At 71.8% G+C, this 19,677-nt stretch carries 18 protein-coding genes, 1 tRNA gene, 1 pseudogene and 1 riboswitch; of the genes and pseudogenes, 10 read left to right on the forward strand and 10 right to left on the reverse strand.

Translation table 11 applies throughout. The features are described from left to right. The first annotated feature begins 156 nt into the window (after positions 1-156). Positions 157-1,038: a transporter gene (locus M446_RS32700; RefSeq protein WP_265576486.1), complete on the forward strand. Its 882-nt coding sequence runs from the start codon at positions 157-159 to the stop codon at positions 1,036-1,038. A 38-nt stretch (positions 1,039-1,076) separates the two neighbouring features. On the opposite strand, the gene M446_RS32705 is transcribed toward M446_RS32700, so the two are convergent. Beyond that, a complete protein-coding gene (locus M446_RS32705) occupies positions 1,077-2,525 on the reverse strand; it encodes a DUF1254 domain-containing protein (RefSeq protein ID WP_012336375.1) in 1,449 nt (482 codons plus the stop codon). A 2,185-nt stretch (positions 2,526-4,710) separates the two neighbouring features. Here M446_RS32705 and M446_RS32715 point away from each other — a divergent pair. Beyond that, positions 4,711-5,910, forward strand: a complete 1,200-nt coding sequence (locus tag M446_RS32715) for an IS256-like element ISMtsp13 family transposase (RefSeq protein WP_012330183.1) — start codon at positions 4,711-4,713, stop codon at positions 5,908-5,910. A gap of 389 nt (positions 5,911-6,299) precedes the next feature. Here the strand turns inward: M446_RS32715 and M446_RS39825 are convergent. The 4 genes and pseudogenes from M446_RS39825 to M446_RS32735 form a co-directional block, all read right to left on the reverse strand. After that, positions 6,300-6,524, reverse strand: a pseudogene (locus M446_RS39825) (IS66 family transposase); the annotation flags it as partial. After that, a tRNA-Leu gene (locus tag M446_RS32725) sits at positions 6,495-6,581 on the reverse strand. The gene M446_RS32725 and the pseudogene M446_RS39825, both read right to left, overlap by 30 nt. 34 nt (positions 6,582-6,615) lie before the next feature. Beyond that, entirely contained in the window at positions 6,616-7,836 is a 1,221-nt protein-coding gene (locus tag M446_RS32730; protein ID WP_012336377.1) for an FAD-dependent oxidoreductase, read from the reverse strand. Further along, the gene (locus tag M446_RS32735) at positions 7,823-8,080 is read right to left on the reverse strand and encodes a zinc-finger domain-containing protein (RefSeq protein ID WP_012336378.1); all 258 of its coding nucleotides are present in this window, start codon (positions 8,078-8,080) and stop codon (positions 7,823-7,825) included. The genes M446_RS32730 and M446_RS32735 overlap by 14 nt, the downstream gene beginning before the upstream one ends. A 152-nt stretch (positions 8,081-8,232) precedes the next feature. Between M446_RS32735 and M446_RS32740 the strand changes: the two genes are divergently transcribed. The 8 genes from M446_RS32740 (at position 8,233) to M446_RS32770 (ending at position 15,018) form a co-directional block, all read left to right on the forward strand. Beyond that, complete coding sequence (locus M446_RS32740) at positions 8,233-8,532, forward strand: hypothetical protein (RefSeq protein WP_012336379.1); 300 nt, start codon at positions 8,233-8,235, stop codon at positions 8,530-8,532. Positions 8,533-8,675: 143 nt separating this feature from the next. Next, positions 8,676-9,500 carry a type I methionyl aminopeptidase gene (map, locus tag M446_RS32745; protein ID WP_012336380.1) on the forward strand — a complete coding sequence of 275 codons (825 nt, stop codon included), beginning with the start codon at positions 8,676-8,678 and terminating at the stop codon, positions 9,498-9,500. A gap of 8 nt (positions 9,501-9,508) precedes the next feature. Further along, positions 9,509-10,252, forward strand: coding sequence for a RadC family protein (radC, locus tag M446_RS32750; RefSeq protein ID WP_012336381.1), 744 nt, complete (start codon positions 9,509-9,511; stop codon positions 10,250-10,252). Positions 10,253-10,495: 243 nt separating this feature from the next. Next, on the forward strand, positions 10,496-11,935 hold the full coding sequence (locus M446_RS32755; protein WP_012336382.1) for a circularly permuted type 2 ATP-grasp protein: 1,440 nt from the start codon (positions 10,496-10,498) through the stop codon (positions 11,933-11,935). A 50-nt stretch (positions 11,936-11,985) separates the two neighbouring features. Then, a complete protein-coding gene (locus M446_RS32760) occupies positions 11,986-12,930 on the forward strand; it encodes an alpha-E domain-containing protein (RefSeq protein WP_012336383.1) in 945 nt (314 codons plus the stop codon). 62 nt (positions 12,931-12,992) lie between these two features. Beyond that, complete coding sequence (locus M446_RS32765) at positions 12,993-13,829, forward strand: transglutaminase family protein (RefSeq protein WP_012336384.1); 837 nt, start codon at positions 12,993-12,995, stop codon at positions 13,827-13,829. Between the two features lie 205 nt (positions 13,830-14,034). Continuing rightward, positions 14,035-14,178: a hypothetical protein gene (locus tag M446_RS38445; protein ID WP_012336385.1), complete on the forward strand. Its 144-nt coding sequence runs from the start codon at positions 14,035-14,037 to the stop codon at positions 14,176-14,178. 87 nt (positions 14,179-14,265) lie between these two features. Next, positions 14,266-15,018 (forward strand): peptidase, encoded by a 753-nt coding sequence (locus tag M446_RS32770; RefSeq protein ID WP_012336386.1) that lies wholly within the window; start codon positions 14,266-14,268, stop codon positions 15,016-15,018. Positions 15,019-15,035: 17 nt separating this feature from the next. Here M446_RS32770 and M446_RS32775 read toward each other — a convergent pair whose 3' ends face one another. From M446_RS32775 to M446_RS32795, 5 genes are all read right to left on the reverse strand, one after another. Beyond that, the gene (locus tag M446_RS32775) at positions 15,036-15,680 is read right to left on the reverse strand and encodes a thiamine phosphate synthase (protein ID WP_012336387.1); all 645 of its coding nucleotides are present in this window, start codon (positions 15,678-15,680) and stop codon (positions 15,036-15,038) included. Next, a complete protein-coding gene (locus M446_RS32780) occupies positions 15,677-16,474 on the reverse strand; it encodes a thiazole synthase (RefSeq protein ID WP_012336388.1) in 798 nt (265 codons plus the stop codon). The genes M446_RS32775 and M446_RS32780 overlap by 4 nt, the downstream gene beginning before the upstream one ends. 115 nt (positions 16,475-16,589) lie before the next feature. Further along, a complete protein-coding gene (gene thiS / locus M446_RS32785) occupies positions 16,590-16,802 on the reverse strand; it encodes a sulfur carrier protein ThiS (protein WP_012336389.1) in 213 nt (70 codons plus the stop codon). Continuing rightward, a complete protein-coding gene (gene thiO / locus M446_RS32790; RefSeq protein WP_012336390.1) occupies positions 16,799-18,031 on the reverse strand; it encodes a glycine oxidase ThiO in 1,233 nt (410 codons plus the stop codon). The genes thiS and thiO overlap by 4 nt, the downstream gene beginning before the upstream one ends. A 71-nt stretch (positions 18,032-18,102) precedes the next feature. After that, a riboswitch (TPP riboswitch) is annotated at positions 18,103-18,229 on the reverse strand. 27 nt (positions 18,230-18,256) lie between these two features. Then, positions 18,257-19,507 (reverse strand): adenylate/guanylate cyclase domain-containing protein, encoded by a 1,251-nt coding sequence (locus M446_RS32795; RefSeq protein WP_012336391.1) that lies wholly within the window; start codon positions 19,505-19,507, stop codon positions 18,257-18,259. Positions 19,508-19,677 lie beyond the last annotated feature (170 nt).

The following is a 19,677-nucleotide window of genomic DNA, read 5'->3' on the forward strand; positions in this document are numbered from 1 at the left end:
CTCGGTTAGTTGGAAGACGTGTTCATGTCGCGAGCTCGGCAAGCGCTGCTGACGACACTCCTGTGCGCGGCCGGGCTGCAACCTGCGTCAGACGCACAGGCCGCCGAGTCGGCCCAAGGCGTGTATCTGCTCGGGTTTCGCGGCCCCCTTGCGGGTGTGACGCCTCCGCCGGGCTTCTACTTCGAGAACGACGCCTTCTTCTACCAGGGGGACCTGGCGGCGGGCCGCGTCTTCCAGAGCGGCGGTGTGGTCGCGTCCCAGGTCAAGCTCGATACTTACCTTGGCGTGGCGAATCCGATCTGGGTCACGCCGGTGGAACTGTTCGGCGGCTCACTCGGCTTCCAGGTGCTGATCCCATACGGCACCCCGGCCGTGAACGCCGGAGCCGTCCTGTTCTCGCCGCGCATCGACCGCATCATTGCCGGCCGCGAGAGTGACGCCGTCTTCAACCTCGGCGACATCTACGCCTCGTCCTTCATCGGGTGGCACTCGGGCAACTTCCACTGGAACCTGACCCTCACGGGGGTCATCCCGTCCGGCACCTACCAGACCGGCCAGCTGTCCAACATCTCGCTGAACCGCCCGGCGCTCGACCTCTCCGGAGCCATGACCTACCTCGACCCGGTCCTCGGCTACGAGCTCTCGGTGGTCCCAGGCTTCACCTTCAACTGGATCAACCCGGCCACCCAGTACCTGACCGGCACCGAGTTCCACGTCGAGTGGTCGGCCTCGAAGTACCTGACCAAGGAACTGACCGTCGGGCTCGTCGGCTACTTCTACGATCAGCTCACTGGCGACAGCGGCCGCGGCGACCGGGTCGGACCCTTCAAGGGGCGGGTGACCGCGCTCGGCGGCTCGATCGGCTACACGTTCAAGCTCGGAGAGATCCCGGTCTCGACGAGCGTGCGGGTGCTGCGCGAGTTCGACACGCGCAACCGCTTCGAGGGCACCGCGACTTGGCTGACCGTCGCGGCACCGCTCTGGGTTGCGCCGCCCAGGCCCGCGCCAGAGCCCAAGGCGGTCGTCGCCAAATACTGAGACCCGTCGGCGGACCCGGCCGTTTCAGGCCGGGCGGCTCAGAGCGACGCGCCCGTGCTGCGCGTGACGGGCGGCGGGGCCCAGGAGCCGTTCAGCACCGCGTGCTTCGGCCAGTAGGTTCGCATCATCAGCACGAACGGTCCTTTCGGCGCCGGCAGCCAGTTCGACTCGTGCTGGGATCCGGGGCTCTCGTTCTGGATGAACAGGTCGACCGAGCCGTCCGCGTTGGCCTTGAGGTCGTTGCGCGGGCTGACGGTGTAGCGGTTGATCGAGTTCTCGACGAAGAAGTAGTCCGCGTCGTACATTGTCAGCGACCAGAACCCGTCGACCGGCGGCAATTCGCCGGCCGGGAAGCGCATCACGTATTTCGAGGCGCCATCCAGCCGCCGGCCTGCAGCATCGACTGTCGTCAGCGGGTAGACCGCGTCCTGCGGCAGGTTGCAGCCGAGCCCGACCGCCGTCACTAACGCGCGCTGCAGGTAGTCCTTGCCATAGTCGCCGCCGTTGGTCGTGAAGGTCCAACCGTTGACGTGCTGGCCCGTCGTCTTCAGGTGCCCCATGATGCGAGGGATGGCTTCCTTTGGCGCCCTCTCAATCGCTTCTCGGACGGCAGACGACTGGCTTGCCGGATCAAAGGGCCGACCAGGCACAATGCCGAGCGAGGCCATCTTGGCGACCGGAACCCCGTCCGCGAGCGCCGGCGGGTTGTCCTCCATCAGGGCAGCCAGTAGGTTGAAGTAGGTCGCCGCGTCCATGCGGTTGACCTGCTCGCGCACAGCCGTCTTGGTGTCGACGCTCGGATCAACCCGGCCGGCAGGAGGCGTGTAGGGCTTCCCGATCATGTTCGCGGGAACGAGCTTGTACTGATCCTGCAGCGCGTGCACGGCCTTGTAGTCCTCCGGCGTGCCCGTGCAGTAGGTCCGACCGAGGATCCAGATCAGGCTGGTGGGGGCCAGGATGAGCTTGGCGCCGGACGGTACGTCGCCGCTCCAGCTGGGTCCGGCAATGAAGTAGGTCTGCGGGCCGGTGCCCGTCGTGCGCTTGCCCGGCACCGCGAAGACGTTCGTCCAGGCGCTCAGCATCGGCATGAGGAAGTAGCGCCCGTCCTCGTCCGGAATGCTGAGGAGGTAAGGCTCCTTTCCGACATCAACGAAGGCACTGGAGTAGAGCGTGTCCGCGTTGGGAGCGGTGACGGCCCGAAACTTGGCATCTGGGTACTCCCGCAGGTTGGCGAACTGGCCCATGGGGGCGTTCTTGCCTTCGGGCGCAGCCACGTTGGTCAGGACACGCCGAGTCATTTCCATGGTGACGAGCGGGTAGCCGTAGATGTAGGCGTCCGTCGCCAGCTCGAGCGGGTCCGCCGCGGCGGACTTGCCGATGAGGAGAGCGTCCTGAGCCGAAGTCTGCGCCCAGGCGCGCGGCAGGGCCGGTCCGGCGAACGGCGCTATGGCGGCCCCGGCAGTGAAGATCCGTCTGGTGACAGGCATGGTCGCTTCCTCGTGAAAGACCTGGGTGGATCCGGGCTGGTTCAGGAAGATCACCGATCCGTCGCGCCCGCCGACGGGCTGCCGCGCGCCGGTCGCGTCGCCTCACAGACGATCGATCACCGTGTTCGCTCGCGTGATGTCGAACCGCGTCATCGCGATCTCCTGCATGACGTCGGGAAGCGGCTCACACCCAAGATCGCAGGCGCACGCGACTACCCCTCCCCATGCCGCAGAAGGGGATTGTGGTTGGTCTGGCATGCTGCGGTATGCGCAGCTTGATCCGAGGGGACTCAGTCCACGCACCTCGACAACGAGCAGCGGCCCGGCGCAAGAGCCGCACGGTCCAGATGATCAAGATCCAGGACGCTATCAGCTACGCGCGGAGAGCCGCGCGCTTGTCCAGAAGCGGGGAACGCAGACGAGGACGCGTGCCGGAGGTCTACTCCCCACCGAAACGCACCCTGCTGCAGGCTTCTCCCGAGAGCCGGAGGCTCTGGTTCCATACGCCGCGCTTACGCGAACGGGCTGCCTGCGTGTGCGAAGGGCGGTACAGCCCTAACCCAGCCGCTCGCAACCTGGGAACGTGCTGGTCTGCCTGCATGGCGATCAATCAGGCTGGAGCATACACGGTCGGGATGCTTGAGGATGTTCGTCTATTGGCCATGCATGAAATGCAGGCATGCTGTCCAGAATTCACACTTTCATGTTGTTGCAATGCAGCATAAACAACATCCGTGAGGCCGCGATGGCGTCGTGGCCTCGCAGCCCTCCATGGGCGTTTCCTCCCTAGACTTCAGGCCGCCCTATGTGGGCGGCCTCTTTTCTAGAACACCAAAGCACAATTACCGTCTGGCTTCAAATGGCAGCGCTACCAGTCAGTTCTGCCTATCAGGCCGTTACGTTCAAGGGTCGTGGCCAAGGCTCCTCCCTGGGCGGCCGGATCCTCTTGCACGTCTGCCCCCTCTGCTCACAGCGCAATGCGCCGGTAGCGGAGCAGAACGGTCAGTGTGCTTGGTGCGCCTACATCCCGGATCCGGCCGACGTCGAGCTGGTCCCGCCAAGTTCACCGGCTTCTCGGTGACCTCATAAAGTCGCCTCTGCCCCAGCCGCTCCAGAGCCAACCGATGTCGCCATCTGCACACTGCCAACCCGTGTTGCTGAACACCGCCAGCCCCGATCACCAGGGTTGCCTCCTCTTCGTGGACGAGCGGCTGGTCGCGGTGGTGACCCGCCTCAAGGAGGGTGAAGGCAGGCAGCCTGAGCACCGGGGTCGCTGGTTTCTGGAGGCCGGCTTCGGCCCGTGCCAACGCGGGGCCGACGCTCCGTGCTTTGCATCGTGTGACGAGGCCCTGAGCTGGGCGCGTCAGCAGGTGGAGCAGCGCGTCCGCAAGGCGCTACTCCAGTAGGGCGCTGGGACGAGCCGGGGTCCGTCCGGCGTTCCTGGCCCATAATCGCCACGGTTCCGTCCGGACCTTGCTTTTGGGCGAGTTAGGCGAACGGCCTTAGGCGACGCGACGTTGGCCCCTGGCGGGGCGAATGGCTGTAGCTGGTAGATGTTCCCCCACGGGCCGCGGGCAGGTGCTGGGCCGCCATCCACTTATCACGTGGGCGGGCAGAACGCGCCGCGACGGATCAGGGCTCTGAGACGACGAGGCCCGCCCGGTAGGCCGCCGGGCGGGCTTTGACGCGAGACGGATGGCGGGTTGCCACTGGGTTAACGGTGGCCCGAAATGGTTAACGACCGATCGCATAGCACCCTGGCCCGGGTGGCCCTTCACGTTCGGCTAAGCGGACGCTCGCGGCCCGTTGCATGACGGCCACGCATGAGCTTCCGGCCCTGCCGCGCCCCGCTTCCGCGAATCCTGACCCGCACCTCTAGGTGGCGCTGACGGCCCTGCGACCCTGCCCCCCGGCAGCCCGACCCGGGTTCTGCTGCCCTGGATTTACAGGTCTATCCCTATCAGTAAGCGTGTCCTGCACAGATCTGCACCCACCCCCCACGAGCGAGGCGGCAGACCTGCGGGGGTCGTGTCCCTGGTGGTGGTGTAGCTCGACGGGAGCGAGAGAGCCCGCCTGCGCGCCCTCCACAGCGCCGAAGCAGGCGGGATCTCTCGCGGGGTGGTCATCGGCGGTTGCCGGGTAGGGTCGGGGTGCGAGCACCAACCTCGAACCCGAGAGACCTCCGATGACCGACGAGATGATGAGCCTGCGCGGGCTGCTGGAGAAGAGCGCCGACGCCGACCTGCTGCGCGAGATGATCGGCTTTGCGGCCGAGCGGCTGATGGAACTGGAGGTGGGCGGCCTGACCGGGGCGGCCCACGGCGAGAAGAGCGCCGAGCGGCTGGTCCAGCGCAACGGCTATCGTGACCGGGATTGGCAGACGCGGGCCGGCACGGTCGAGCTGCGCATCCCCAAGCTGCGCAAGGGCTCGTACTTCCCGGCTTTCCTGGAGCCGCGCCGGATGGCCGAGAAGGCACTCACGGCGGTGATCCAGGAGGCCTACATCCAGGGCATCTCGACCCGCTCGGTGGATGACCTCGTCCAAGCCATGGGCGGCACGGGCGTGTCCAAGAGCCAGGTCAGCCGGCTCTGCCAGGAGATCGACGAGCGCGTGGGCGCGTTCCTCGACCGGCCGCTCGAGGGCGAGTGGTCCTATCTCTGGATCGATGCGACCTCCGTGAAGGTGCGCCAAGCCGGGCGCATCGTCTCCGTCGCCGTGATCGTGGCGGTCGGTGTGAACAGCGACGGCCGCAGGGAAGCGCTCGGCATGGACATTGGCCCCTCCGAGGCTGAGACGTTCTGGACCGGGTTCCTGCGCAAGCTGGCGCGCCGCGGCCTGCGCGGTGTGAAGCTGGTGATTTCGGACGCCCACACGGGCCTCAAGGCGTCGGTCGCCAAGGTGATGAACGCGACTTGGCAGCGGTGCCGCGTCCACTTCATGAGGACCGTGCTCGCCCACGCTGGCCGCAGCGGGCGGCGCGTCGTGTCCGCCTTCATCGCCACCGCCTTCGCCCAGGACGACGCGGAGGCCGCCCGTCAGCAATGGCGACGCGTGGCCGACCAACTCCGACCCAAGGTGCCCAAGCTCGCAGCCCTGATGCATGAGGCGGAACCCGACGTGCTGGCCTACATGGGCTTCCCGGCCGCCCACCGGGTCAAGCTTCACAGCACGAACCCGCTGGAGCGCCTCAACGGCGAGATCAAGCGGCGCACCGAGGTGGTCGGCATCTTCCCCAATGAGGCGGCCATCACCCGCTTGGTCGGCGCGCTCCTGCTCGAACAGAACGACGAGTGGGCCGTCCAGCGCGCCCGCTACCTGACCCTGGAAAGCATCGCCCCGATCAGCGATGATCCTCTTGTCAGCCTGCCCACCCTGGCAGCCTGATCGTCCCGGCCCCGCCCGGTGACTGTGGTGGCCACGCCGCAGCTACACCACGCCTGGGGACACGACCCCTGCGGGCGCCCTGGTTGAGGGGCCATCGGGGCGTCGGGGCAGGTGTCTGCCGGCCCTCGGCGAGGCGCAGCCAGGAGCACCACTCCTCGGACACGAGGCGCACCACGTTCGTGTCATTCCGCCAGCCGGTGATGGCGCGCCCCTAGACGGTCACCAAGCCGAGGTGGGCAGCCTCGCGCAGGGCGTTCCTCACCAGGGTCTCGCACGCCCCCGCGAGCGCCGCGATGTGGCCCACGGCCAAGCGGCAGTCCCCACGCCGGCAGCACACCGTGGAAGCGGGCGAGGTGCGCAATGGGCCGCCTGGCCGTGCGATCGGCCGCGTAGACGTAGGCCACCCCGGGCGGGTCGAGCCCGCCCCAGGGCCGGTCGACAAGGGTATGCGCCCAAAGCTGGCCCGTCTTCGTGCGACCGCGTCTGGGATCGAGCACCGGCGCGGTGGTCTTGTCCGCGAACAGCTTGCCCGAGGCCCTCAGCTGCTCCAGCAGCCGCGCGTGCACCGGGCGGAGCAGGAGTGCTGGTGCGGACGGCGGGACTCGAACCCGCACGGCCTTGCGGCCGCAAGATTTTAAGTCTCGTGCGTCTACCGATTCCGCCACGTCCGCGCCCGCCCCGGTTACCCCGGCGCCGGGGCGCAGATCAAGCGCCGGTCGGCTCGGCCGGCCTCCAGCCGTACAGCCAGGCGTAGCGCTCGGTCATGCGGGCGGGGCCGAGCCGGGCCATCACGGCGTCGCGCGCCGCCGCCACCAGCCCGCCCGCGTGGTAGACGCGCCCGTTGCGGCGCGCCTGATGCTGAACCTGGCGCGCCCGCGGGCGGCGCGCGGCCGCGTAGGCCGCGAGGGCCTGCGGCACCGGGGCGCCCGCCAAGCAGGCGGCGAGCACGGCCGCGTCCTCGATCGCCAGCGCCGCCCCCTGGGCCAGGAAGGGCAGCACCGGATGGGCCGCGTCGCCGAGGAGCGCGAGCCGCCCGCGGGCCATCGGCCGGGCCGCCGGCCGGTCCGCCAGGGTCCAGACCAGCCAGTCCCGCGGCTGCGCCAGCAGCTCGGCGAGCGGGGCCGCGGCGTCCGCGAACCCCGCGCGCAGCCGGGCCGGATCGCCCGGCGCGCTCCAATCCGCCTCGTCGCGCCGGTCCGGCAGGACCGCCACGACGTTGATCCGCTCGCCGCCGGCGATCGGGTAATGCACCACGTGCCGGCCGCGGCCGAGCCAGAGGCCGGTCTCGTCCCCCTGCAGGGCGCCCGGCGCTTGGCCGCGCGGCAGCGTCGCGCGCCAGGCCGCCGCCCCGACCGGCCGCAGCGCGCCGCCGTCGAGGCGCGCCCGCAGGGCCGAGCGGATCCCGTCCGCCGCGACGACGAGGTCGGCCTCGAGGGTCTCGGCCCGGCCGCCCGCGCTCTCCACCGTCAGGCTCGCGCCCGAGGCCGTCTCGCGGAACCCCGTCGCGGCGCGCCCGACGAGGAGCCGGATGCCGGGCCGGCCGCGCACCGCGTCGAGCAGGATCGTCTGCAGGTCCGCCCGGTGGATCACCAGGTAGGGCGCCCCGAAGCGCTCGCGCATTGCCGCGCCGAGCGCGACCTCGCCGATCGTCCGCCCGCTCGCCAGGCCGCGGATCCGCACCCGGGCGGGCTCGCCCGCCACCCGGCGCAGGGCCGGCCCGAGGCCGAGATCGGTCAGGAGCCGGCTCGCATTGGGCGAGAGCTGCAGCCCCGCCCCGACCTCGCTGAAGGCGGTGCGGCGCTCGACGAGGGTGACCGTGTGGCCGCGCGCCGCGAGCGCCAGGGCGGCGGTCAGCCCGCCGATCCCCGCCCCGGCGATCGCGATCCGGAGGCCCGGCCCGTCCGGGAGCGGCTTATTCGGCGGCAAGGCGGGCGCGATCGTCCCAGACCGCCGAGGCCGGGTCGGCCGTGCCCGGCTTCAGGTCGCCGCGGTAGCGGTACAGCGTCGAGCAGTACTGGCAGATGATCTCGCTCTCCGCCCCCATGTCGAGGAACACGTGCGGGTGGTCGAAGGGCGGCAGCGCCCCGATGCACATGAACTCCTTCGAACCGACGTGGATGACGCGGGCGCCGTCCTGGTTGTGGAAGTGGGGTACGGCCTTGTCTGCCATCGCGGGGATCCTGCCTGGAGCTTGGCTCTCGGCGTCCCTCTAGCCCCTCCCGCCCGGGGCGCCTAGGGGGCGGCGCGTCGCCGGTCCTGCTTTCGACACGATCCCCTGCGACGGCTCCGCCATCGACAGGCGCGAGGACGAGGGGGACCCGCATGAGGCGCTGGATCATCGCGGGGGCCGCCGCGGCCGCGCTCCTGGTGCCGCGGCCGGGCCTCGCCCAGAGCAGCACGGCGATCGGGGCCGGCGCCGGGGTCGTGGCCGGGGCCGTCGTGGCCGGGCCGATCGGCGCCGTGGTCGGCGGGCTGGTGGGCGCCGCCTGGGGCGAGACCGCCAAGCCCCGCCGGCACCTGCGCCGCCGCGCCGCGCGGGTGCGGACGGCGCGGCCCGCGCGGGCCGCCCCGCCGGCCCGGGTCGCCCGGGCCGCGCCGGCGCCCTGGGTCGATCCCCGCTGAGCGCGGGCCCGCGGCGCGGGGCGCCGCGCGCGGGGGAGACATGCGGCGGTGCGCGCCGCGGCGCGCTTGGCTTCCGTGCCGGAAGAGCCTACATCCACCGCACGCCCGCAGCCCGCGCACCCCGTCAAGCCGGATCCGGTTCCATGAGTCGTGACGAGCAGAGGACGGCCGAGACCGGCCGCCGCCAGGAGCCGCCGATCCACGGGGCGGAGGCCTTCGAGGCAATGCGCAAGGCCGGCCGGCTCACCGCCGAGGCCCTCGACCTGCTCATGGAGGCGGTGGCGCCCGGCGTCACCACCGAGGCCCTCGACCAACTCGCCTACACCTTCGCGATGGACCACGGCGCCTATCCGGCCTCGCTGTTCTACCGCGGCTACCCGAAATCGATCTGCACCTCGATCAACCACGTCGTCTGCCACGGCATCCCGAACGACAAGCCCCTGCGCGAGGGCGACATCGTCAACCTCGACATCTGCCTGATCGTCGACGGCTGGCACGGCGATTCCAGCCGCATGGCCTATGTGGGCGAGGTGCCGCGGCGGGCCGCGCGCCTGTGCGAGATCACCCACGAGGCGATGATGCGCGGCATCGCGGCGATCAAGCCCGGCGCCACCACCAACGACATCGGCGCGGCGATCCAGGCCTACGCGGAGGCCGAGCGCTGCTCGGTGGTGCGCGACTTCTGCGGCCACGGCCTCGGGCGCAGCTACCACGACGCGCCGACCATCCTGCACTACGTCGAGCCGAGCTACAGCGTGGTGCTGCGCCCCGGCCAGTTCTTCACCGTCGAGCCGATGATCAATCTCGGCCGGCCCCACGTGAAGGTGCTCTCCGACGGCTGGACCGCCGTCACCCGCGACCGCTCGCTCTCGGCCCAGTTCGAGCACACGGTGGCGGTGACGGAGACGGGGGTCGAGATCTTCACCCTGTCGCCCAAGGGCCTCGACCTGCCGCGCCCGCCCGCCTGAGCGGGGCCATGCGCCGCGGCAGGCCGCCGGAGCGGCCAGGCAGGCCGCCGGAGCGGCCCGGGGGCCTGGCAGAGGCTCCCGGCGAGGCGCCCCACTACCACGGGCACCGCGAGCGGCTGCGGGCGCGCTTCGCGCAGGGCGACACGCTGCCCGACTACGAGTTCCTCGAACTCGTCCTGTTCCGCTCGATCCCGCGCCGCGACGTCAAGCCGATCGCCAAGGCGCTGATCGCCCGCTTCGGCAGCTTCGCCGAGGTGATCACCGCCCCGGCCGAGCGCCTCGCCGAGATCGACGGCATCGGGCCCGCGGTCGTCGCGGATCTCAAGATCCTGGAGGCGGCGGGACGGCGGCTCGCCCGCGGCGCCGTCGCCGACCGCCCGCTCCTCTCCTCCTGGAGCGCGGTCCTCGACTATTGCCGGGCCGCCATGGCCTTCGCGCCGCGCGAGGAGTTCCGCATCCTCTTCCTCGACAAGCGCAACCGCCTGATCGCCGACGAGGTGCAGGGGCGCGGCACCGTCGACCACACCCCGGTCTATCCCCGCGAGGTGGTCCGCCGCGCCCTCGAACTCTCCGCCACCGCCCTCATCCTGGTGCACAACCACCCCTCGGGCGACCCGAGCCCGTCGCAGGCGGACATCCGCATGACCCGGGACATCGTGGGGGCCGCCGAACCCCTCGGCATCGTCGTGCACGACCACATCATCGTCGGGCGGGACGGCCACGCGAGCTTCAAGGGCCTCAAGCTGATCTGACGGCGCGGCCCGGCCGGTCCCGACGGGTCACGGGGCCGGACTTGCCTAGGGCCGGACTTGCCCAGGGCCGGACTTGCCTATGACCGGACCTGCCCACGGATTGGGCAGGGGGCGGCTCGCATTTGATCGCAAGATTCGGCCCCGCCAACCCCGATCCCCGCGAACCCCATGCCCCAACGGCGCATTTCCTTTGCCTTGGCCCCCGTCTTGCGTCTAGCTTCCGGGCCAACCAGAGGGACGCCCATGCCGCTCAGCGCGTTCGACGAGATGAACGGAATCCCCGGGAGCGGACGCGACCAATCCTCAGTCCGCGGCGCCTACGCGGCCCTGAAGACTTGGCTCGACTCGACGCCGCCCGAACACTTCAACACGCGCCGCAGCCAGGCCGAGCTGTTCTTCCGGCGCATCGGCATCACCTTCGCGGTTTACGGGGACAATGAATCGACCGAGCGATTGATCCCGTTCGACATCATTCCGCGGGTGCTCACCAAGCCCGAATGGGGCTTCCTGGAGCGCGGATTGAAGCAGCGCGTGACGGCGCTGAACGCCTTCCTGGCCGACATCTACGGGCCGCAGGAATGCATCAAGGCCGGAATCATCCCCGGGGATCTCGTCTACCGCAACCCGCATTACCGGCTGGAGATGCGGGATTTCGAGGTGCCGCACGGCAAGTACGTCCACATCGCCGGCATCGACATCGTGCGCACCGGCGAGGACCAGTTCTACGTGCTGGAGGACAACGCCCGCACCCCGTCCGGCGTCTCCTACATGCTGGAGAACCGGGAGGTGATGCTGCGCCTCTTCCCCGAACTGTTCTCGAAGCACCGGGTCTCGCCGGTCGAGGCCTATCCGGACGCGCTGCTCGCCACCTTGCGCAGCCTCGCCCCCAAGAGCGCCGCCCGCGACCCGACGGTCGTGCTGCTCACGCCCGGCCGCTTCAACTCGGCCTTCTACGAGCACTCCTTCCTGGCCGACAAGCTCGGGGTGGAACTGGTCGAGGCCTCCGACCTCTTCACCAGGGACGACGTGGTCTACATGCGGACCACCGAGGGGCCGCGGCGCGTCGACGTGATCTACCGGCGCATCGACGACGACTTCCTCGACCCGCTGGTGTTCCGGCCCGATTCGGTGCTGGGCGTGCCCGGGCTGATGAGCGCCTACCAGAGCGGCAGCGTGACGCTCGCCAACGCGGTCGGCACCGGCATCGCGGACGACAAGGCGGTCTACAGCTACATGCCGGAGATCGTGCGCTTCTTCACCGGCGAGGATCCGATCCTGCACAACGTGCCGACCTGGCGCTGCCGCGAGAAGGACGCCCTCGCCCACGTGCTGGCCAATCTCGGCGACCTCGTCGTCAAGGAGGTCAACGGCTCGGGCGGGTACGGCATGCTGGTGGGGCCGCACGCGACGAAGCGCGAGATCGAGGAGTTCTCCCGCAAGCTGCGCCACGCGCCGGACGGCTTCATCGCCCAGCCGACGCTCGCCCTCTCCACCTGCCCGACCTTCGTGGCCTCCGGGGTCGCCCCCCGCCACGTCGACCTGCGGCCCTTCGTGCTGACCGGGGCCGACGAGATCCGGATCGTGCCGGGCGGCCTCACCCGGGTCGCGCTCAAGGAGGGATCGCTGGTGGTGAATTCGAGCCAGGGCGGGGGCACCAAGGACACCTGGGTCCTCGACGCGTGACGGCGCGCCCCGCCCCGGTCCCCCGCCCATCCTCTTCCGAAGCGCGCCCCATGCTCTCCCGCACCGCCGACAACCTCTACTGGCTCTCCCGCTACAGCGAGCGGGCGGATTTCATCGCCCGCATCCTCGACGCCGCCCTCCGCCTCACCGCGCTGCCGGCGAGCTACGGCGGCGGCGAGAGCAACGAATGGGCCTCGGCCCTGGCCTCGGCGGGCAGCGCCGAGGTGTTCAAGCCGCTCTACGACAGCGTGAACGAGCACACGGTGCGGGACTTTCTCGCCTTCAGCCCGCACAACCCGTCCTCGATCCGCTCCTGCCTGCAGACCGCCCGCGAGAACGCCCGCAGCGTCCGCACGGCGCTGACGGTCGAGATGTGGGAATCGATCAACGAGGCGTGGCTGACGCTGCGCTCCTACGAGGGGCGCGACCTCAGCCGCGAGGAATTCGCCCGCTTCCTCGACTGGGTGAAGGGCGTGTCCCTCGCCTTCGACGGCTCGGCCTACCGCACCATGCTGCGCAACGATGCCTACTGGTTCACGAGGCTCGGCGTGGCCATCGAGCGCGCGGACAACACCGCCCGCATCCTCGACGTGAAGTACCACGTGCTCCTGCCCGAGACTGAGCGGGTCGGCGGCAGCCTCGACTACTTCCAGTGGACCACGATCCTGCGCGAGGTCTCGGCGCTCACCGCCTATCACTGGGTCTACCGGGAGAGCATCAAGCCCTGGCTGGTGGCGGACCTGCTCATCCTGAACCGGCAGATGCCGCGCTCCCTGGCCAATTGCTACGAGATGCTGGTGCGCCACCTCGACCTGATCGCGGACGCCTACGGCCGGCGCGGCCCGTCCCAGCGCCTCTCCAGCAACATGCTGGCCCGCCTGGACAGCGCCTCCGTGGAGAGCATCTTCGCCGGGGGATTGCACGAGTTCATCCAGGGCTTCATCCAGGACAATAACCGCCTCGGCGCAGCCATCACGGAGCAGTACCTCGTGTGATGGCGATCCGGGCGGTTGCCCCGCCCGGCCCCTTCCCGGCTTCGCCCCAGCCACAGGTTCCCATGCGCATCCGCGTCGTTCACGAGACGGCCTACGAGTACGACTCCCCGGCCCGCGGCCTGATCCAGATCCTGCGCCTCACCCCGCGCGACCACGACGGCCAGCACGTGCGCCTCTGGCGCATCGAGCCGACCGCGGACGGGCGCCTGAGCCGCCGCGAGGACGGGTTCGGCAACATCGTCCACGTCTACAGCGCCGACGGGCCCGAGGAGGCGCTGGTGGTGCGGGTCACCGGCGAGGTCGAGACCAGCGAGACGCACGGGGTGGTGCGGGGCGCGGTCGAGCGCCTGCCCGACCTGTTCTACCTGCGCGAATCGCGCTTCGCCGCCGCGGACGCGGCGATCCGGGAATTCGCCGACGACGTCACCGCGGGCGCCAGCGAGCCGCTCGGCCGCCTTCACGCCCTGGTGGACGCCGTCCACCAGGAGGTGGCCTACGCCCCGGGCGGCCCGACCCACTCGAGCAGCACGGCCGCGGAGGCCTTCGGCCTGCGCAAGGGCGTGGGCCAGGATCTCGCCCACATCTTCATCGCGGCGGCGCGCCACCTGGAGATCCCGGTGCGCTACGTCTCGGGCTACTATTACCGGGCCGGGACGCCGGCCCAGGAGGCGGGCCATGCCTGGGCCGAGGCGCTGGTCCCGGACCTCGGCTGGGTCGGGTTCGACCCCTGCTTCGGCATCTCCGCCACGGAGGCGCATCTGCGGGTGGCGGTGGGGCTCGACTACCTCGACGCCGCCCCGGTGCGCGGCAGCCGCCTGGGCGGCGGCACCGAGACCATGACCGTGCGGGTGGTGGTCGACGACGTGCGCGCCCAGGCCCAGGCCCAGGCCCAAGCATAGGCCCAGGCCCAGGCATAGGCGCAATCGCAGTCCTGACCCCGCCCGTGGCGCAATTGCGACGGCGCGGGCGAATCCGCCGCCGCACCCGGCTGCCACCTTGCCTCGGGGACGCGGCGCCTTAACGGTGGGCGACGCCTCCGGCCACGGAGCGCCCGCGCGGGCGCGCCGCGACCGCCCGGCCCCACGCGCTCAGACGATCCCGACCATGGCCATCCCGTTCGATCTCCCGCTCGCGCACCTCCTCGCCATGACGGCCTCGGTGATCGCCGGCGCCCTCGTCGCGGATTCCGTGGAGACGTCGGGGCGGCGCTGGCTCGACCGGGCGCGGCGGTTCCTCGGCGGCTGCTGAGCCGCGTTTCATCTCTGGACCCGGTCCGGCGGCTCTGAGAGGGTTGCGGCGGACTTGCGCCGGCGGCGGCCGGGGGAGCGCTGAGCCATGACCTACTGCGTCGGGATCCTGGTCGAGGAGGGTCTCGTCATGATCGCCGACACCCGCACCAATGCGGGTCTCGACGACATCTCGACCTTCCGCAAGCTGCACCTGTTCGAGGTGCCGGGCGAGCGCGTGCTGGCGCTCGCCTCGGCGGGGAACCTGTCGGTGACCCAATCGGTGGTGGCGCTGCTCACCGAGGGCGTCGCCAATCCCGAGACCGGCGCCGTCGAGACCATCATGGACGCCCCGACGATGTTCCAGGCCGCCCAGCTGATCGGCCGGGCGATCCGGCGGGTGCGGGCGATCGAGCGCGAGGGCTTCGAGGCGGCGCAGCTGCGTTTCGAGGTGTCGTTCCTGTTCGGCGGCCAGATCGGCGACGGGCCGATGCGGCTCTACATGATCTACTCGGCCGGCAACTTCATGTCCTGCAGCCAGGACGCGCCCTTCCTGCAGATCGGCGAGCACAAGTACGGGAAGCCGATCCTCGACCGGGCGGTGACCTACCGGACCGACCTCTACGACGCGCTGAAGGTCGGGCTGATCTCGATGGATTCGACCATGCGGTCGAATCTCGGGGTCGGGCTGCCGATCGACTTCGTGGTGATCCGCCGCAACACCGTCCGGATGGAGGTGGTGCACCGGATCGAGGCGGGCGAGCCGTATTTCCACGACCTGCGCGAGCGCTGGTCGGCGGCCCTGCGGGCGGCGCACCGGGCGATTCCCCGCCCGCCCTACGGACCGGCCGCCGAGGGCTGAGGGCGCGCGCGCCCGACTCACCGCCGCGTCGGTGCGGGCCCGCGCCCGATCGCGAGCGCCCCCAGCAGCGCGCCGACCGCCGCGCCGGGATCCCGCGCCCGCATCACCCCGCCCATCACGGCGATGCCGGCGGCCCCCGCCTCCAGGCAGGAGGAGGCGGTCTCCGGGGTGATCCCGCCGAGCGCGACCACCGGCAGGCCGAGTTCCGCCGCCGGCGCGAGGGCTGCCGGCCCGAGGGCCGGGCCGTAGCCGGGCTTGCTCGCCGTGGCGAAGATCGGGCTCAGCGTGACGTAGTCGGCGCCCGCTTCGCGCGCCGCCCGCACCTCGGCGAGGGAGTGGGCCGAGACCCCGACCAGGGCCCCCGGGCCGAGCCGCGCCCGGGCCGCCGCGGCGGCCGCCGCGTCCCCGGCCTGCACGCCCCCCGCCCCGACCCGCGCCGCGAGCCCGGCATCGCGCCCGATCGTGAGCGTCCCGCCGGCCTCGCCGACCAGCCGGGCGAGCTCGCCCGCGAGCGCCGCGCGCTCCGCCTCCGGCAGGTCGCGGTCGCGCAGCCAGATCCAGCGGGCGCCCGCCGCCAGCGCCGCCGCGACCCGCGCGACGAGGGGCCGGTCCGAGCCGTGCCGGTCGCTGACGACGAGGAGCCGGGCGGGCAGCGGCCTCACGAGCCGACGAGGCCGAGCTGCGGGCTCGACGGTTCGGCCCGCGCCCGGCGCGGGATCCGGCCGGCCCCGTGCGCGAGGCGCCCCGCCTCGACCGCGTGGCGCATGGCCCGGGCCATCCGCACCGGGTCGTCCGCCTTCGCGACCGCCGTGTTGAGGAGCACCGCCGCGGCGCCGAGTTCCATCGCGATCACCGCGTCCGAGGCCGTGCCGATCCCCGCATCGACGATCACCGGGACCGGCGAGCGGCGGCAGATCAACTCCAGGTTGGCCGGGTTGGCGACGCCCATCCCCGAGCCGATCAGCGAGCCCATCGGCATCACGGCGGCGGCCCCGAGATCGGCGAGCCGGGCGCACACCACCGGGTCGTCGTTGCAGTAGGGCAGCACCACGAAGCCGGCATCGACGAGCTGGCGCGTGGCCTCGAGGGTCTCGGCGACGTCCGGGTAGAGCGTCTCGCGGTCGCCGATCACCTCGACCTTGATCCAGGCCGTGCCGAGGGCCTCGCGGGCGAGTTCGGCGGTCATCACGGCGTCGCGGGCGGTCTCGCAGCCGGCGGTGTTCGGCAGGAAGCGGTGGCCCGCGAGAAGTGAGACGGTGTCCGAGCCGTGGCCGCGCAGGGAGACGCGGCGGATCGACACCGTGGCGATCTCGGCGCCACTCGCGCGCACCGCCTCGGCCATGATCGCCTGGGTCGGGTAGCCGGCCGTGCCGATCAGGAGGCGCGAGCGCAGGGGGGTGCCGGCGATCACCAGCGGATCGTCGCCGTCCGGGGCGAGGGGGGTGGGTGTGGTCATGCGGGACTCCTGTGACGCGGCGCGGCTCGGGGCGCGCCTCTCCCCCGGGCCGAGCCCGGGCGCGGGCCGGCGGCATCAGCCGCCCTGCGGCGGCGCTAGCCGCCCTGCAGCGGCGCTAGCCGCCCTGCATGGCCCGCACGATCTCGACGCGGTCGCCCTCGCGGAGCGCCGTCGCGGCCCAGTCCGGCCGGCGCACCACCGCCCCGTTGAGGGCGATGGCGAAGCCCTGCGGGCCGGCGAGGTCGAGCGCGGCGGTCTCCTCGCGCCAGAGCGCGTCGAGGGTGGCGGCCTCGCTCTCGCGGGCCTCGCCGTTCACGGTGAGCTTCATGGCAGCCTCTGGAGGCGCGCCGTCCGGGGCGCGAAGCGGGCGGGGCCGAAGGGGGCGGCGACGGGCGGCAGCGCGCCGCCGCCGATCAGGCCGGCGATGGCCGAGGCGGTGACCGGCGCCAGCAGGACGCCGTTGCGGTGGTGGCCGACCGCGAGGACGAGGCCGGGCCGCGCCTCGCCGAGGATCGGCGCGTCGTCGTCCGAGGTCGGGCGGAATCCGGACCACACGTTCTCCACCTGCATCTCCTCGATGCCCGGGAAGGCCCGCCGCGCCCCCTCCAGCAGGGCGTAGAGGCCGCCCGCGGTGAGGCTCGCGTCGAAGCCGATCTCCTCCACGGTGGCGCCGACGATCAGCTGGCCGTCGCCCTTCGGCGCCATGTGGACCTGCTCGGTCCAGACCACGTGGTCGAGCCGGCCGCTGCGCGGGCCGACCCGGAGGGCGAGGGACTGGCCCCGGAGCGGCCGCACCGGCAGGGCGAGGTCGGGCACGAGGCTCCCCTCGCCCGCCCAGGCGCCGGAGGCGAGCACCACGGTGCCGGCCCGCAGGGAGCCGCCGGCGGTGATCACGCCGGTGACGCGCCCGCCCTCGCGCTCGAGGGACAGGACCGGGCAACCCTCGACGAGCCGCCCGCCCGCCCCGCGCAGGGCGCGCCGCAGGGCCGCCACGGTGCGGACCGGGTCGACCTGGTGGTCGGCGGGACAGAACAGGCCGGCGGTGACGGTCGGGCGCAGGGAGGGCTCGCGCGCGCGCACCTCGGGACCGGACAGCCACGCGACGTCGAGCCCCGCCCGGCGCTGCAGGTCGTGGCGGAAGCGCAGGCGCTCGACCTCGTCGCGCCCGAGGGCGATCACCAGGGTGCCCTCGCTCCGGTAATCGACGGCGAGGCCGGAGGCGGCCTCGAGCGCGTCGCGGAACGGGTGCCAGAGGCGCTGGCTCTCCAGCGCCAGCGGCAGCAGCGCGTCGCCGCCCGGCTCGTGCTCGGCCGCCGCGGCCAGCATGCCGGTGGCCGCGAGGCTCGCCCCGTCGCCCGCCCTGCCCCGCTCCAGCACCGCGACCGCGAGGCCGGCCTCGGCCAGCCGCCAGCCGATCGCCAGGCCGATCAGCCCGCCGCCCACCACCGCCACGTCGGCGCGCTCGGGCAGGCGGTCGTTGGCGGGATCGGCTGCGGGCCCGCCTTCGGGCCCGCCCGGGGCGGCGCGGCGGCGCCCGATCGGGGATGGAGAAGACATCAGCAACCCTCGTCTCCACGGTGGCCCGTCGAGATTGGAGTTGCGCCACGAAACGTGTTGAAGCGCCCGGGTCCGCGGACCCCGTCCAATCCCTACGCCGGTATGAGCCGGATCAGGTTCGAAGGATTTCCGCGCTGACCGGCCGCGGCCGGTCCATCGGTGTCTCAGCCCCTTGTCGGGGATCTCCCTGGAACGGACGGAATGTGGGCGAGGGACGGCGCCCCGTCAACCGCTCCGGGCGGGCCGGTAGAGGGCGATCTTCTCCGCGAAGCCGTCGAGGGGATGGCAGCCCACCGGCTCGGGGTCGCCCCACAGGAAGTCCACGAAGGGCTTCGACATCAGCAGCGGCTCGCCCAGGAGCTTGTTGAGCTTGGCGAGGCGGCTGGCGAGGTTGACGTCGCGCCCGATCACCGTGAAGTCGAGGCGCGCGCCCGAGCCGACATTGCCGTAGGCGGCCTCGCCGTGATGGAGCGCGATGCCGGCCGCGATCCGGGCCGGGAAGCGCCCGGCCGCATTCGCCTCGTCGAGGCGGCGCAGCGCCGTCTGGGCCGCGGTGAGCGCGCTCTGGGCCGCCCCGCCCAGCCCGTCGCCGGTTTCGCGGAAGATCGCCAGCAGGCCGTCCCCCATGTATTTCAGCACCTCGCCGCCCTCGCTCTCGATCGGCGGCACCAAGCAGTCGAAGTAGGTGTTGAGGAGATCGACCGAGGCCTCGGGCGTCAGCGTGCCGCTCAGCTGCGTGTAGCCGCGCATGTCGGCGAACAGGATCGCCGAGCGGATGCGCTCGACTTGGCCGCGCCGGATCGAGCCCGACAGGATGGCCTGGTGCGGCCCGTCCCCGACGTAGATGCGCAGCACCTGATCGAGCCGGGTGTTGAGGCCGCGCATCTCCATCACGGCCGACAGGGTCGGCACGATGAAGCGCAGGATGGCGAGGTTCTCGGCGGTGAAGCCGCGCGGGCTGCGCGTCGCGAAGGTGATGCCGTTGTTGGTGCCGTTGGTGAAGAAGATCGGGATCGCGACGTAGTGGCGGTAGCCGCTGGCCTTCAGCTCCGGGATGATGCTGAAGCGGTCGTCGGGCGTGCGGTCGAGGTCGAGGAGCAGCCACTCGCGGGTGGCGAAGATGTGGGCGAAGGGTGAGCGGGCGAGCGCCTGGTCGGTGGCCTCGCCGTGCGGGAACAGGCGGAAGCTGACGCCGCCCTCGCGGGTCCAGAACCGGCCGACGCCGGAATACTCGGAGTGGAGCGCGTCGATCGCCGTGGTGGCGCGATCGACCGGCAGGCCGAGGTCGTTGAGGCGCTCGGCGAGGCCCGCGAGCAGGTCGCCGGATTCCGGCATCCGCGCGCCCTCGCTCAGCAGCCAGTCGCGCAGGGCCACGCAGGCGCGAAACAGCCCGATCGGGATGCCGCCGGCCTCCGACCCGTCCGCCACGGCCGTGGGCGCTGGGATGGGTCGATCGGTCGGCAGGACGTGCGGCATCCGGCGGAAATGGGCAGCCCGCACGGCCAAGGCAAGGCGTGCCGCGCCACCGCCCCGTCGGCCCCGCGCGGGCCGGAGTGTCCCGGCCCGCGCGACCGGCGGCCGTTCGGGCGGAAGCGGAATCTCGGGCCGAGGCGTGTGATTCCGGCGCTCTCGCCCCACAGGTGGTT

Source organism: Methylobacterium sp. 4-46 (assembly GCF_000019365.1).
In the GTDB taxonomy this organism is placed as follows: domain Bacteria; phylum Pseudomonadota; class Alphaproteobacteria; order Rhizobiales; family Beijerinckiaceae; genus Methylobacterium.